The 14,391-nt window shown below is 63.2% G+C and carries 16 protein-coding genes; 11 read left to right on the top strand and 5 right to left on the bottom strand.

The features are described 5' to 3' along the window. Positions 1–5 precede the first annotated feature (5 nt). The 5 genes from rplK to SE91_RS11165 all read right to left on the bottom strand — a co-directional run bounded on the left by rplK (position 6) and on the right by SE91_RS11165 (position 3,693). The gene (gene rplK, locus SE91_RS11185; protein WP_008136439.1) at positions 6–434 is read right to left on the bottom strand and encodes a 50S ribosomal protein L11; all 429 of its coding nucleotides are present in this window, start codon (positions 432–434) and stop codon (positions 6–8) included. A 218-nt stretch (positions 435–652) separates the two neighbouring features. Then, positions 653–1,207, bottom strand: a complete 555-nt coding sequence (nusG, locus tag SE91_RS11180) for a transcription termination/antitermination protein NusG (RefSeq protein ID WP_060736376.1) — start codon at positions 1,205–1,207, stop codon at positions 653–655. After that, positions 1,207–1,398, bottom strand: a complete 192-nt coding sequence (gene secE / locus SE91_RS11175; RefSeq protein ID WP_007611620.1) for a preprotein translocase subunit SecE — start codon at positions 1,396–1,398, stop codon at positions 1,207–1,209. Before secE ends, nusG begins: the two co-directional genes overlap by 1 nt. Positions 1,399–1,743: 345 nt before the next feature. Next, positions 1,744–3,012: a class I SAM-dependent methyltransferase gene (locus SE91_RS11170; protein WP_061847661.1), complete on the bottom strand. Its 1,269-nt coding sequence runs from the start codon at positions 3,010–3,012 to the stop codon at positions 1,744–1,746. Between the two features lie 69 nt (positions 3,013–3,081). Next, the gene (locus SE91_RS11165; protein WP_061847660.1) at positions 3,082–3,693 is read right to left on the bottom strand and encodes an SIS domain-containing protein; all 612 of its coding nucleotides are present in this window, start codon (positions 3,691–3,693) and stop codon (positions 3,082–3,084) included. A 142-nt stretch (positions 3,694–3,835) separates the two neighbouring features. Here SE91_RS11165 and SE91_RS11160 point away from each other — a divergent pair, with 142 nt between their 5' ends. From SE91_RS11160 to SE91_RS11110, 11 genes are all read left to right on the top strand, one after another. Beyond that, complete coding sequence (locus SE91_RS11160) at positions 3,836–4,852, top strand: SDR family oxidoreductase (RefSeq protein WP_061847659.1); 1,017 nt, start codon at positions 3,836–3,838, stop codon at positions 4,850–4,852. A gap of 85 nt (positions 4,853–4,937) precedes the next feature. Beyond that, positions 4,938–6,503: a PfkB family carbohydrate kinase gene (locus SE91_RS11155; RefSeq protein ID WP_061847658.1), complete on the top strand. Its 1,566-nt coding sequence runs from the start codon at positions 4,938–4,940 to the stop codon at positions 6,501–6,503. Positions 6,504–6,530: 27 nt separating this feature from the next. After that, positions 6,531–7,532 (top strand): NAD-dependent epimerase/dehydratase family protein, encoded by a 1,002-nt coding sequence (locus SE91_RS11150; protein ID WP_061847657.1) that lies wholly within the window; start codon positions 6,531–6,533, stop codon positions 7,530–7,532. A 5-nt stretch (positions 7,533–7,537) separates the two neighbouring features. After that, positions 7,538–8,149 carry an HAD family hydrolase gene (locus SE91_RS11145; RefSeq protein ID WP_245318432.1) on the top strand — a complete coding sequence of 204 codons (612 nt, stop codon included), beginning with the start codon at positions 7,538–7,540 and terminating at the stop codon, positions 8,147–8,149. After that, positions 8,146–9,183: a phosphotransferase gene (locus SE91_RS11140; protein WP_061847655.1), complete on the top strand. Its 1,038-nt coding sequence runs from the start codon at positions 8,146–8,148 to the stop codon at positions 9,181–9,183. The genes SE91_RS11145 and SE91_RS11140 overlap by 4 nt, the downstream gene beginning before the upstream one ends. Before the next feature lie 40 nt (positions 9,184–9,223). Continuing rightward, the gene (locus SE91_RS11135) at positions 9,224–10,006 is read left to right on the top strand and encodes a transketolase (protein ID WP_245318431.1); all 783 of its coding nucleotides are present in this window, start codon (positions 9,224–9,226) and stop codon (positions 10,004–10,006) included. A gap of 10 nt (positions 10,007–10,016) precedes the next feature. Beyond that, complete coding sequence (locus SE91_RS11130) at positions 10,017–10,970, top strand: transketolase family protein (RefSeq protein WP_061847653.1); 954 nt, start codon at positions 10,017–10,019, stop codon at positions 10,968–10,970. Positions 10,971–10,978: 8 nt separating this feature from the next. Continuing rightward, on the top strand, positions 10,979–12,085 hold the full coding sequence (locus SE91_RS11125) for a DegT/DnrJ/EryC1/StrS family aminotransferase (RefSeq protein ID WP_061847652.1): 1,107 nt from the start codon (positions 10,979–10,981) through the stop codon (positions 12,083–12,085). Continuing rightward, on the top strand, positions 12,075–13,193 hold the full coding sequence (locus SE91_RS11120) for a DegT/DnrJ/EryC1/StrS family aminotransferase (RefSeq protein ID WP_061847651.1): 1,119 nt from the start codon (positions 12,075–12,077) through the stop codon (positions 13,191–13,193). The genes SE91_RS11125 and SE91_RS11120 overlap by 11 nt, the downstream gene beginning before the upstream one ends. Continuing rightward, positions 13,190–13,996 (top strand): sporadic carbohydrate cluster 2OG-Fe(II) oxygenase, encoded by an 807-nt coding sequence (locus tag SE91_RS11115; protein ID WP_008549436.1) that lies wholly within the window; start codon positions 13,190–13,192, stop codon positions 13,994–13,996. Before SE91_RS11120 ends, SE91_RS11115 begins: the two co-directional genes overlap by 4 nt. Next, positions 13,989–14,381: an LIC12192 family sporadic carbohydrate cluster protein gene (locus tag SE91_RS11110; RefSeq protein WP_008549438.1), complete on the top strand. Its 393-nt coding sequence runs from the start codon at positions 13,989–13,991 to the stop codon at positions 14,379–14,381. The genes SE91_RS11115 and SE91_RS11110 overlap by 8 nt, the downstream gene beginning before the upstream one ends. The last annotated feature ends 10 nt before the right edge of the window (positions 14,382–14,391 follow it).

Raw genomic sequence — 14,391 nt, 5'->3', positions numbered from 1 at the left:
ACCGCTTACCCCGCCACTTCCAGACCCATCGAGCGGGCCGAGCCCTCGACCATCTTCATGGCCGATTCGATGGTGTCGCAATTGAGATCCTTCATCTTCTTCTCGGCGATCTCGCGCACCTGCGCCTTGGTCACCTTGCCGGCCTTGTCACGGCCCGGCGCCTTCGAGCCGGACTGGATCTTGGCAGCCTGCTTGAGGAAGAAGGACATCGGGGGAGTCTTCATCTCGAACGTGAACGAACGATCGGCGTAGATCGTGATCACGACGGGAATCGGGGTGTTCTTCTCTTCCTTCTGGGTCTGGGCGTTGAACGCCTTGCAGAACTCCATGATGTTGAGACCGCGCTGACCAAGCGCGGGACCGATCGGGGGCGAAGGATTCGCCGCACCGGCCGGGACCTGAAGCTTCAGGTATCCGGTCACTTTCTTTGCCATGTATTACTCCTGTTGTGCCGGCATGCCGCCGGCGGTTTCAGGTTCGTGGTCGGGAACCCGAGCGGCTGGCAACCGCCCTCGTCCTCCCACGGCCTCCATTAGAGACGTCGCCGCCTCCAGTTCTGTCATGCCCGGGCTTGACCCGGGCATCCATCAATCTTCGCAAGACTTCTACGAAGGAGATGGATTGCCGGGTCAAACCCGGCAATGACGAACGGTCAGACCTTCTCGACCTGACCGAATTCCAACTCGACCGGCGTGGCGCGACCGAAGATCGACACCGCGACCTTCACGCGCGAGCGCGCTTCGTCGATTTCCTCGACCACACCCGAGAACGAGGCGAACGGGCCGTCGGCCACGCGCACGTTCTCGCCGATCTCGAACGACACCGACGCCTTCGGCCGTTCCACGCCCTCCTGCACCTGGTGCAGGATGCGCATGGCCTCGTTCTCCGAGATCGGCATCGGCTTGTTTTCGGCGCCTAGGAAGCCTGTCACCTTCGGCGTGTTCTTGATCAGATGGAACGCCTCGTCGGTCAGCTTCATCTTCACCAGCACATAGCCCGGGAAGAACTTGCGCTCGGCGTCGATCTTGCGGCCGCGGCGCACTTCCGTGACCTTCTCGGTCGGAACCAGCACCAGCTCGAACAGCTCCTCGAGCCCGCGCTGCTTGGCCTGCTCGCGGATCGATTCGGCGACCTTCTTCTCGAAGTTCGAATAGGCGTGGACGATGTACCAGCGCTTGTCGGACACTTGAGCGGTTGCTGTTGCCATCAGTGAATGCCCAGAAGGAAGGTGATGAGGTAGCGGATAATCTGGTCGGCGGCGAAGAAGAAGATCGAGGCCACCGCGACCATGACGAACACCATGATGGTGGTGATCGTGGTCTCACGACGGGTCGGCCAAGTGACCTTGGCGGTCTCCGAACGCACTTCCTGCAAGAATTTGAACGGGCTGACTGCCATCGTTTGATGTCCAACGTCCGTCGCACGACGGCTACTGATTTCAGAAGGATCCGAACAGCCGCCGTTGGCCCAGCCCTCGTCTGAAGGATGAGCCGGAAACCGGGCTCGATTGTTCAGGGATTTCAAAGCCGCGCCGGAAATCCGCGTCTAACGGGCCGGCTGCGAGTGCCGGGTAGATACTGCGGATGGGGCCAAAGGTCAAGATATCCGGGGCTCGCGCCGGCAGGCCCGCCGCCCTCGGCGACCGCGCACAGCCCAAGGCGGATCAAGGGTTTATCCAACTCGTCCCGCTTGGGGACGAGATCCAGCCCCCGCTCGGGACCCCGCCCGACCGATCTGTCCAGGTCAGTCGGCCCGGTCGACGACCGAGACACCAGGGAGCGGCACAACGAACTTTCCGCCCTCGGCGAAATAACGGGCGTGCTTGGCCCGGATCGGGTCGACGTAGCGCCAGGCGAAAACGACGACGAAGGCCGGCTTGCGCTCATAAAGGGTCGCGGGCGGCAGGATCGGGATGTCGTAACCCGGTCCGGCCATCACGTTCCCCTTCTTGGGGTCATCGTCCACCAGGAAGTCGATCTTGTTCTCCAGGCCGAACTGCGGCAGCAGCGTCGTGGTACCGACCGAAACGCCATAACCGGCGACCAGCTGACCGCGCGCGTGGGCGGCATCGGCCATCGCGACCAGCTCGTCGCGGATGGCGGCGATCCGCTTCACATAAGGCGCATAATAGGCTGGCTGATCGACGCCGAGCCGGTCTTCCTCGGCGATGAACTTCGCGACCTCGGAGGACGGCTTCTTGGCCCCGCCCGCCCGCTGCACGGTCACGCGGATCGAGCCGCCCTTGGTCCAGATGTGCTGGACGTCGATCACTTCCATGCCGAGCCGGGCGAAGAAGCGCGTCAGCGGCTTGATGTTAAAATACGACAGATGCTCGTGATAGACGGTGTCGAGCAGGTTCTTCTCGGTGACGTCGACGCCGTATTGCGTCTCGAAGACGAACAATCCGTCCGGCGCGAGCACGTCGCGAACCCCGATCACCAGCGGGTCGAGATTGTCGACATTGGCGATCATGTTGTTGGCGATCACGACGCTCGCCGCCCCGTGGCTTTGCAGGATGCGGCGTCCAATCGTATCCGTGAAGAAATCACCGATGGTCTCGATTCCGGCTTCGGTCGCACGCCGCGCAATGTCGACGGCGGGGTCGACGCCCAGCACCCGCATGCCCCGCTCCCTAAAGAAGCCGAGCAGCGACCCATCGTTGCTGCCGAGCTCGACCACCAGCGAGCCCGGCGCGATGCCGAATCGGCTCACGACATCGTTGGCATAGCCTGCGAAATGCTCCCGCAGGCCGAGTGAGAGCGAGGTGGTGTAGACGTAATTGCGATACTGGATCTCCGGATTGCCGACTTCGAGAATCTGGAGATGGCCGCAGTCCCGGCACAGATGCAGCGCCATCGGCACCGCAGCCCGGAAGACGGGATCGTCGACGCTGGCGTTCGGCACCTGGAAGTTCGGCGTGCCGATGGGCATGCCCGCCATCGGGACGACCTGCTCTTGCTTGTCGGAATGACAGAGGCGGCAGGTATTGCGGACGTAGAACAGTTCTTTCATCGAGCAGCCAAAAATTTAAGGTACGCGATCGGGTGAGGTCATCCTCCCCCCTTAAGGACCAGACCCGCTTCACGAGGACGGATATTCCGCACGACCGATCACGAGGTCGATCGCGGCCATCATCCAGAACTGGTGCGTGGTCTCGACGATATTGTAGCTGCGGCTGTCGACGAAGAAATTGACGTCGCCGAGATCGCGCAGCGGATTGTCCGCGCTCATCCCGGACAGCGTGATCACGTCGAGCTTCATCGTCCGCGCCTGCGCAACCCCATTGAGGATATTCTTGGAGCGCCCCGACGAGCTGATCGCGACAAGGCAGTCTCCGGCACGGGCATTCAGCCTCACGGCGTGCGCGATCCAGTCCTCAAAACCGTAATCGTTGGCAAGGCACGACATCATGCTCGCATCGCTGTAGCAGAGCGCGGGCACCGCAGCGTTCTTCGAAAGATCGATCGCCAGATGCGAAGCGATACCGGCCGAACCACCGTTACCGATGAAGATGACGCGCCCCCCCTGCTCGCGCGTACGCAACCAGAGGGCGCGGGTGGCGGAAACCCCAGCAAGGACGTCGTCGTCGACCGCCGTCGCGCGATGCAGGCGTCCCACATAATCGTCGAGGAAAGCCTTGGGATCGGGGTCGATGGACTCGACGGAAATCGGCTGGCGACTCGGCTGCAACATAATACTGGGATATCGGCTATTATCAGGGATTGCAAAGGTATAATCCTTACCGAGTCGGCGAGCGGCTGATAGTCGGCGTTCGAGTTTGACTTAACAATGGCGAGCCTGTTTCACAGGGCATTCGCAGCACGGATGTTCCCCCATGAAATGCATTGTCACCGGCGGCGCAGGGTTCATCGGAAGTCACCTTGTCGACCGCCTCCTCGATGATGGCAACGAGGTCGTCGCACTCGACAATTTCTTCATCGGTCGCCCTGAAAATCTGGCCTCGCGCGCCGATTCGAGTCGGCTGAAGATCGTGCGGGCGGACGTCACCGAGCTCGAATCGATCGAGCCGTATTTTCACGGAATCGATTGGGTCTTCCATCTCGCCGCTCTGGCTGACATCGTACCCTCGATCGAATCGCCGATTCCCTACCATCGCGCCAATGTCGACGGCACAGTCAACGTTCTCGAGGCGGCACGGCACGCGAGCGTCAAGCGCTTCGTCTACGCCGCCTCGTCGTCCTGCTACGGAATTCCCGACGTCTATCCGACGCCGGAGAGCGCCGAGATTCGGCCGATGTATCCTTACGCACTGACCAAAAATCTCGGAGAGCAGTGCGTCATGCACTGGTGCCAGGTCTACAAGCTGCCCGCGGTGGCGCTGCGCCTGTTCAACGTATACGGACCGCGCCATCGCACCACCGGCACTTACGGTGCCGTGTTCGGCGTGTTCATGGCACAGAAGCTCGCCGGCAAGCCCTTTACAGTAGTGGGTGACGGCGAACAGACGCGTGACTTTACCTTCGTCAGCGATGTCGCCGACGCCTTCGTTACCGCCGCGCGGTCCGATATCTCGCATGCAGTCCTCAACGTCGGCTCGGACAACACCTACAGCGTCAACCGGCTGGTCGAGCTTCTCGGCGGCGACAGGGTTCATATCCCCAAACGTCCGGGCGAGCCGGATTGCACCTATGCCGACATCTCCAAGATCAAGCGGGTCCTGAACTGGACGCCGAAGGTGAGATTCGAGGACGGCGTCGCGACGATGCTGAAGTCGATGGATCAGTACAAGGACGCGCCGCTGTGGACCGTCGACAAGATCACCGACGCTACCAAGGACTGGTTCAAATATCTCGGTGATGACAAGGGCTTGTCGCAGAAGGCAAGCTCCTGAACAGGCTCACCTGTTATCGTTGCTGCGAGTCGATCGTCTCCCGGGCGGCCCTCTGAGACCGACCGGTGCCTTTGGGTGCATTCACATGGGTAATGCTGCGACAGACAAGCCGACCGGCCATCCGGCACCGCACGAGAAGGTCAAGACGATCGAGGAGCTCGGCGAGATTGCGCGCGCCGCGCAGGCAAGGGGTCTGACCGTCGCGCTCTGTCACGGCGTGTTCGATCTGGTGCATCTCGGCCACGTCCGGCACATCCTGGCAGCCCGCAACGAGGCCGACGTGGTCATGGTGACCATCACAGCCGACCGTTACGTCAACAAGGGCCCGGGGCGGCCGATCTTTCCGGAGAACATGCGCGCCGAGATGCTGGCCGCGCTCGGCACGGTCGACTGGGTCGGCATCAATCAGACCTCCAGCGCTGAACCGGTCCTCGATACCGTGCGCCCCGACATCTACGTGAAGGGCTCGGACTACGAGAATCTTGAGGATGACGTAACCGGCAAGATCGCGATGGAGCGCGAGGCGGTCGAGCGTCACGGCGGACGCATCGTCTTCACGCGCGACGTGACGTTCAGCTCGTCGTCACTGCTGAACCGCTACTTCGACATCTACGACCCCCCTCTGCGGGATTACCTCCAGAAGGTGCGCGAGAGCGGCGGCGCCGAACGCCTGCTGAAGCTGATCGACAAGATCCAGGACATGCACGTCGTTCTGGTCGGCGACACGATCATCGACGAATACCAATACGTCACGGCGCTCGGAAAGGCCTCGAAGGAAAACATCGTCGCTACGCTGTTCAAGAACGGCGAACAATTTGCGGGTGGCGTGATTGCCGCGGCCAATCACGTGGCGAGCTTCTGCAAATCGGTCGAGATCGTCACCACGCTGGGTGGCAAGGACTATCCCGAAGAGTTCATCCGCGCGCATGTCCGCCCGAATGTCACGCTCACGCCGATCCGCATTCAGGGCCGTCCGACGACCCGCAAATTGCGGTACGTCGAGATGGGCTATCTGCACAAGCTCTTCGAAGTCTACACCATGGACGATACGCCGCTCGACGAGACCGAGCGCAAGGAGATCGACCGTGTCACCGCCGAGCGCGTGCGCGGCGCCGACGTGGTCATCGTCACCGATTTCGGTCACGGCATGATCGCGTCCAGCACGATCGACACCCTGATCGCAAATTCCAGGTTCCTGGCCGTCAACGCTCAGAGCAACAGCGGCAACCACGGCTACAACCTGATCACGAAGTATCCGCGGGCCGACTACATCTGCATCGACGCACCGGAAGCGCGGCTGGCGGCCACGGACAAGTTCAACGAGATCGCATCGGTGATCCAGGACGGCCTGCATCGCAAGATCGATTGCGACAACATGATCATCACGCACGGCTCCTTCGGCTGCTACCCCTTCTCGTCGAAGACCGGCGTTGCGCGCGTACCGGCCTTCACCAAGACCGTCGTCGACACCGTCGGTGCGGGCGATGCCTTCCTGACGATCACGGCGCCGCTGGTGGCGGCTGGCGGCAACATCGAGGACGTCGCGTTCATCGGCAATGCGGCGGGCGCGATCAAGGTCGGCATCGTCGGTCACCGCAACTCGGTCGAGAAGGCGCCGCTGGTCAAGTTCGTCACCGCGTTGTTGAAGTAGCGCGATCGAAGAATCCGGAGAACGACAGTGATTGATCGGAAATGGAACGTGATGGTCACCGGCGGCGCCGGCTATGTCGGCAGCGTGCTGATCCCGCAATTGCTCGCCGCGGGTCACAAGGTCACCGTGCTCGATTTGTTCATGTATGGCGAGGACGTCTTCGACGCGGTTCGCGACAATCCGAATCTGCGCCTGATCAAGGGCGACATCCGCGATGAGGCCGCCGTCAACGAGGCCCTGCGCGGCAACAACGCGGTGATCCACCTCGCCTGCATCTCCAACGACCCTTCGTTCGAATTGGATCCGGCGCTCGGAAAATCCATCAACTATGACTGCTTCCGGCCGATGGTGCGCGCGGCGAAGAAGGCCGGCATCAAGCGCTTCATCTACGCGTCCTCCTCGAGCGTCTATGGCATCAAGGACGAGACCGAGGTGACCGAGGAACTGTCCTGCGAGCCGCTCACGGACTACTCCAAGTTCAAGGCGATGTGCGAGACCGATCTGGCCGATGAGGGCGCCTTCGGCTTCGTCACCTGCACGGTTCGTCCGGCCACGGTCTGCGGCTACGCGCCGCGGCAGCGGCTCGACGTCGTCGTCAACATCCTGACCAATCTGGCGGTCAACACCGGCCGCATCCGTGTGTTCGGCGGAACGCAGAAGCGGCCCAATCTGCACATCGAGGACATGTCCGCGGCCTATCTGTTCCTGCTTCAACAGGACGATGCGAAGATCGACGGCAAGACCTACAACATCGGTTACGAAAACCATTCGCTGATGAAGATCGCCGACATCGTCAAATCGGTGGTCGGAAACAACGTCGACGTGGCCGTCGAGCCGACCGACGATCTGCGGTCCTACCACGTCTCCTCGGAGAAGATCCGCCGCGAGCTCGGGTTTGCGCCTGCGCACACGATCGAGCAAGCCGTGTCCGGGCTCGCGGACGCCTTCAGGGGCGGCCGCCTGCCGAACTCGCTGAACGATCCCCGGTATTTCAACATCAAGATGATGCAGAACATCAGCCTGAAGTGAGCGGCGTGCGGATCGGCATCGATTTCGACAACACGATCATCTGCTACGACAAGGTCTTTGCCGCCGTCGCGCGCCAGCGTGGCCTGGTGCCCGAGGGATGGCAAGGGCTGAAGACGGACGTGCGGGATCATCTGCGATCCCGCGCAGGCGGCGAACTCGCCTGGCAAGGCCTGCAAGGCTTCGTGTACGGCAAGGGAATTGGCGACGCCGAGATATTTCCCGGCGTCAGCGAATTCCTCGCAGCGTGCCGCAAGGCCGGCGCAAGCGTCTATATCGTCAGCCACAAGACGCAGTTCGGCCATCAGGATCCCGACCGCGTCGACCTGCGCGAGGCCGCGCGCGGCTGGTTGCGCAGCGCAGGTCTGATCGACGCCACTGATGCGGCGCTGGCTGCGGGCAACATCTATTTCGAGGACACGCTGGCGGCCAAGGTCGAGCGGCTCGCAATCCTGGAGCTCGATATCTTTATCGACGATCTCGTCGATGTGTTCGAGCAGCCGCATTATCCTAAGACGACTCGCTCGATCCTGTTCACGCAATCGCGGCTTTCCCATCCCGTCCATTGCGAACCGATCGCGAGTTGGGTCGACATCCACCGCGGAGTGTTCGCGGCATGAGCGAGCCGGACATCAGCGCGCAGGATGCGATCTCGATCGGAAGCCGCCTGGCCGGGGCGCGGGTCGCGGCCGCGCAACCGGCGCGGTCAGGCGGCAACAACCGTGTGTTTCGGCTGGAGATGGCGCAGGGACCGCCACTCGCCCTCAAGCATTATCCGTCGGATGGACGTGATCGCCTCGGACAGGAATACGACGCACTCTCGTTTCTGGCGCACCACGGCATCACGTCGACACCGCGGCCGATCGCGAAAGACACCGACGCGTCCTGCGCGCTGTATCAATGGTTCGACGGTGATGCGGCGGTGCTGCATCCCCAGGACGACGATGCCGATCAGATGGCCGATTTCCTGATCGCGCTTCAGGAACTGCGCAACGCCGACGGTGCACGGATCTTGCGAAACGCCTCGGCCAGCATCTTCTCGCCCGAGGCCGCCATTGCCCAGTACGAGCAGCGCCTGGACGGGTTGCGGCACGTATCGCAGGATCAGCCGGAGCTGCGCGCGTTCGTGGAGGGCAGCCTGGTTCCCAGCACGGCGATCTCTATCCGGCAACTTCGTCGACGCTATGCGGAACTGGGCCGGAATCCCGCAGTGGACCTCGCGCCCACCCATCGCGCATTGAGTCCGTCGGATTTCGGATTGCACAACGCGCTGCGCGCCAACGACCGCAGGTTGCGATTCATCGACTTCGAATATTTCGGCTGGGACGATCCGGTCAAGCTCGTGTCCGACACCGCAATCCATCCGGGCAGCGATCTGAGCGAGGCCGACGCAAATCGATTGATCGAACGGCTCTCGCGTGCGTTCGAAGCTGGCGATGACACGTTTGCGATCCGCCTTGACGTACTGTATCCTGTGTTCGGAGCGATTTGGTGCCTGATTGTCCTGAATGCCTATTTGCCGGAAAGCCGCTCCCGGCGTGCCCTGGCTGCGCAAGGTGGTGATCTGACGGTCCGCCTTGCCGGCCAGCTCGACAAAGCCCGTCGGCTCCACCAAACGATTTGCCAACGTGATCCAGATCTCACCCCACGCTGAAGCTGCTCTCACCTGCACGCTAGACGAGCGGAGCCTTTATTTGCGCCGTCTGGTCCTCGGTTCTGTCCGCTCAGCAGGACGCGGCCATGTCGGTCCTGCCCTGTCGCTGATCGAGATGGTTCGCGTGCTCTACGACGACGTGCTGCGGATCGACCCGAAGAACCCGCGCGATCCCAATCGCGACCGTGCGATCCTCAGCAAGGGACACGGTTGCCTGGCGCTCTATGCGCTCTTGGCCGATCGCGGCTTCTTTCCCCTGTCGGAGCTGGACGGCTTCTGCGGTCCCGACAGCATCCTCGGCGGACATCCCGAATACGGCATGGTGCCGGGGGTCGAGGCTTCGACCGGTGCGCTCGGCCATGGCCTGTCGATCGGCGTCGGCCTCGCGCTCGCCGCGCGCATGCGCGAACGCAGCTACCGGACCTTCGTGCTGCTCGGCGACGGCGAGATCAACGAGGGATCGGTCTGGGAAGCCGCCATGGGCGCGGCCAAGCACGGGCTCGACAATCTGGTCGCGCTGATCGACTACAACAAGCTGCAGAGCTACGGGCCCACCGACTACGTGTTGCCGCTGGAGCCGCTCGCGGACAAATGGCGCAGCTTCGGCTTCGCCGTGCAGGAGCTGAACGGCCACGACGTCGGCGCTCTGCGCACTGTCCTCAAGCAGGTTCCGGCCGTTCCGGGCAAGCCCACGGGGATCATCTGCCATACCGTCAAGGGCAAGGGTCTGCCGCAGGCGGAATCCAATGCCGACTGGCATCACAAGAACAAGCTGACCGACAGCGAGCTCGACGCCATCCGCGTCGCCGTCGGCGATTTCTGATCGGCTCCCCATGCGCAACACAGCGATGAACATGGTCCACAAGCTCGCCGGACGCGACGAGCGTGTGCTTTACATCGGCTCCGATCCCGGCGCCGGTACCTTGCGCGCCATGAGCAAGGAATTTCCCAAGCGCCATCTGATCGAGGGCATTTCGGAAGCGCACATCATCGGCATGTCGGCCGGCCTCGCGATGGAGGGCTTCGTGCCCTACGTCAACACCATCGCGACCTTCCTCACCCGCCGCTGCTACGAGCAAGTGGCCGTCGACCTCTGCCTGCACAACCTTCCCGTGCGGCTGATCGCCAATGGCGGCGGGCTCGTCTACGCGCCGCTCGGCCCGACCCACCAGGCGATCGAAGACATCGCGATCATGCGGGCGCTGCCGAACATGACGGTGATCTGCCCATGCGACGCCGACGAAGCGGCGCGCATGATGGAGCAGACGCTCGACTGGGGAGGACCGATCTACATCCGGCTCGGCAAGGGCGGCGATGCCATCGTCTCGAAGGCCGAGCACGGCTTCGAGATCGGCAAGGCCATCCTGATGCGGCCGCCGGGCGACGTCCTCATGGTGACCACGGGGATCATGCTGCAGCGGGCGCTGGCCGCAGCCGACCTGCTGGCTGGCCAAGGCATTCGCGCCGGCATCCTGCACATGCACACCGTGAAGCCGCTCGACACCGCGGCGCTGCTGCAAGCGATCCGCGGCACCAAGCTCGTGGCGACGCTGGAGGAGCACGTGCCCTCTGGCGGCCTCGGCAGTGCGGTCGCCGAGGCGCTGATCGACAAGCTCGGCTCGGGTCTGCCCGCGATGCTGCGGCTGTCGCTGCCGGACCGCTTCATGCACAATTACGGCTCGCAGGACTCGCTGCTGAAGAAGCACGGCCTCGCTCCCAACGCGATCGCGACCTCGATCGAACGCGCGCTCGCCTCGCACACTTCCCCTCAACTTCATTCCACCTGACGGGTCACATGTACGACGTTCGTTATTCCTATCTGCTCGAGCAGTTCGCCGACCCCGCTCCGATCCTGGCCGAGATCGGCCGCCTGGTCGCGACTGGTGACTTCACGCTTGGCAAGCCCGTCGCCGAATTCGAGCGACGGTTTGCCGAATTGATCGGCGTGCGTCACGCCATCGGCGTCGGATCGGGCACCGACGCGCTCAAGCTCCCGCTCAAGGCGCTCGGCATCGGCCATGGCGACGAGGTCATCACGGCCGCCAACACGTTCATCGCCACCGTCGGCGCCATCGCGGAGACCGGAGCGACACCGGTGCTGGTCGACTGCGACGATTCCTTCTGCATGAATGTCGACCAGGTCGAAGCCGCCATTACCAAGAACACCAAGGCGATCATGCCGGTTCAGCTGACCGGCGAGGTCACCGACATGGGCAAACTGATGGCGATCGCCCAACGCCATAATCTCCCCGTCGTCGAGGACGCCTGCCAGGGCATCCTGTCCGAGTTTGCCGGCAAGCGCTCCGGCACCCACGGCATTGCGGCCGGCTTCTCGCTGCATCCGCTCAAGAACCTCAACGTCTGGGGTGATGCCGGCGTCGTCGTCACCAATGACGATGGCATGAACGAGCAACTGCGCCTCATCCGCAATCACGGCATGAAGAACCGCGACGAGATCGCGATCCTCGGCTGCAATTCGCGGCTGGATTCGCTCCAGGCGGTGGTCGGCAACTGGCTGATCGGCCAGACCAGCGAGATCACGCGGCGCCGGATCGAGAACGCGGCCTATTACGACGCGGGCCTCGCCGGCCTGCCCGGCCTGCGCATCCCGCCGCGCCGGCCTAACGTGAAGCACGTCTACCACCTCTACATGGTGTTCGCCGAGCGGCGCGACGAGCTCTACAAATACTGCCTGGACAACGGCATCGAGGCCAAGATCCATTATCCGATCCCGCTCTATCAGCAGGAAGGCCTCAAGCATCTCGGCTACGCTCCGGGGACTTTCCCGGTCACCGACCGCCATGCCAAGGAAGTCATCAGCTTCCCCGTGGACCAGCATCTGACGCGGGCGCAGCAGGATCGCGTCATCGAGACCGTTCGGAAGTTCTGCCATGGACGCTGATCCCGGCCGCCGGCGCATCGGCTACGTCAATCTTCCCGCGCAGTTCGAGGAAGAGCGCGCCGAGATCATGCAGGCGGTCGAGGGCGTATTCCAGCGCGGCGACTTCATCGGCGGAGCGGCGGTCGCAAAGCTCGAGGAGGAATTGTCCGCCTATCTCGGCTCGCCGCATGTGGTGACGCTGAATTCCGGCACCGACGCGTTGATCCTCGCCCTGCGGGCGCTCGACATCGGCCCCGGCGACGAGGTCATCACCCCGCCGAATTCGTTCGTGGCATCGACCGCCGCGATCATCGCGGTCGGCGCCACGCCCATCTTTGCGGACGTGCTGCCGGACCAGAACATCGATCCGGCCGCAGTCGAGGCCGCCGTCACGCCGCGGACCAAGGCGATCATGCCGGTGCACCTGACCGGGCGCATGGCCGACATGAACCCGCTGATGGCGATCGCGAGCAAGCACGCCCTCGCCGTGATCGAAGACAGCGCCCAGGCCGTCGGCTCGACCTATGACGGACGGATGAGCGGCACCATGGGAACGTTCGGCTGCTTCTCCGCGCATCCGCTGAAGAATCTCAATGCCGCGGGCGATGCCGGCTTTCTCGTCACGGCCGACGCCGAGATGGCCGCACGCATCCGCAGCCTGCGCAATCACGGCCTGATCAACCGCAGCGACGTCCAGGAATGGGGCATCGTATCACGGCTCGACACGCTTCAGGCTGAGGTGCTGCGCATCCGTCTGCGCCACTTGCCCTCCGTGATCGAGCGCCGGCGCCGCAACGCTGCGCGGTACCGGGCCGAGCTCGCAGGTTTGCCGCTGTTCATTCCGCCCTGCCGCAACATCGAGTTCAACACCTTCCACACCTTTGTCGTGCAGACCGACCGGCGCAACGACTTCCAGAAGTATCTGGCCGACAAGGGCATCGAGACCGCGATCCACTATCCGATACCGATTCATCTCCAACCGGCGGCGGCGCATCTCGGCCACGGTCGCGGCGCGTTCCCAGTGACGGAACGGCAGGGGGATCAGATCCTGACTCTCCCGATCAACCAGTTCCTCTCGGCCTTCGACATCAGCTATATTTGCGCGACCGCCCGGGAGTATTTTGCATGATCGATACGGACTTCCTCCAGGCCGACGAGCAGGCGCTGGCGCAACGCTTCATCGACGACGGCTTCGTCACCACGCCGGCCGACGACCGCGGCGGACTGGACCGGATCCAACGCCGCGCCGCAGAGCTCGCGGCGGACTATCTGAAGCTGCCGCACAGCAACGATCCGTACGCGATGCTGGACACCATCCACACGCGCGTGAGCGTCGACGATCTCAACGGACTGCGGCTCCACGTCTTCAACGGCCTCAATGCTGAGCCCTGGTTCCGGCCGACCTATTTCCGCCTGGCACGCTCGACGATCGAGACCATCGTCGGCAACGAGCTCTGCATGCAGCGCCGCGTCAATCTCAGCATCCAGATGCCCGGCGACGATTCCTCGCTGCTCGCCACGCACTCCGATGTCTGGTCGGGCGACTCGCCGTTCGAGGTTGTGGTGTGGGTGCCGCTGGTGGACGTCCACCGCACCAAGGCGATGTATCTGCTGCCGCCGTCCCTGAACGGCGACATGCAGGACCGGATGGCGACCCTGCGCAGCGCCGAGGAACTGTACAAGACAATCAAGCCGCACGCGACCTTCATCGAGATTCCCTACGGTCACGTGATGCTGTTCAACCAGACCCTGATGCACGGCAATCGCATCAACGAGGAGCCAGGCACGCGCTGGAGCATGAACTGCCGCTTCAAGAGCATCATGTCGCCCTACGCGGACAAGCGCTTCGGCGAGTTCTTCGAGCCGATCCTGCTGCGCCCGGCAACGCGGGTCGGCATGCAATACAAGCTGCCGGGAGGCTTCCATGGCTGAGCGAGCCGGCCATCGCGGCTACATCGGCGCCCGGCCGCTGAACGGCAGCCGCACCCCGCAGCACGTCCAGAACATCGTGATCCGCGACTACGCGCGACGGAAGAACCTGCAATACCTGCTCAGCGCCGTCGAGCACATCATGCCCGGCAGCTACATGGTGCTCGAGGACATCGTGGACGAGCTGCCGCGCCTGAACGGCCTGATCCTCTACAGCATCTTCATGCTGCCGCCCGACGAGGCGCGCCGACGGGAGATCTACGACCGTGTGCTGCGCGAGGGCTGCGATCTGCACGCCGCCGTAGAGGAGATCACGCTGTCCTCGCGCGAGGGCATCCAGGCGGTCGAGGATATCCTGCTCGTCAACAAATACGCGACCATCCTGTGACGATGACACG

Source organism: Bradyrhizobium sp. DOA1 (genome assembly GCF_001593325.1).
Taxonomy (GTDB): Bacteria; Pseudomonadota; Alphaproteobacteria; order Rhizobiales; family Xanthobacteraceae; genus Bradyrhizobium.
The sequence above is the reverse complement of the archived record's forward strand: the minus strand, read 5'-3'. Positions and strand labels throughout refer to the sequence as shown.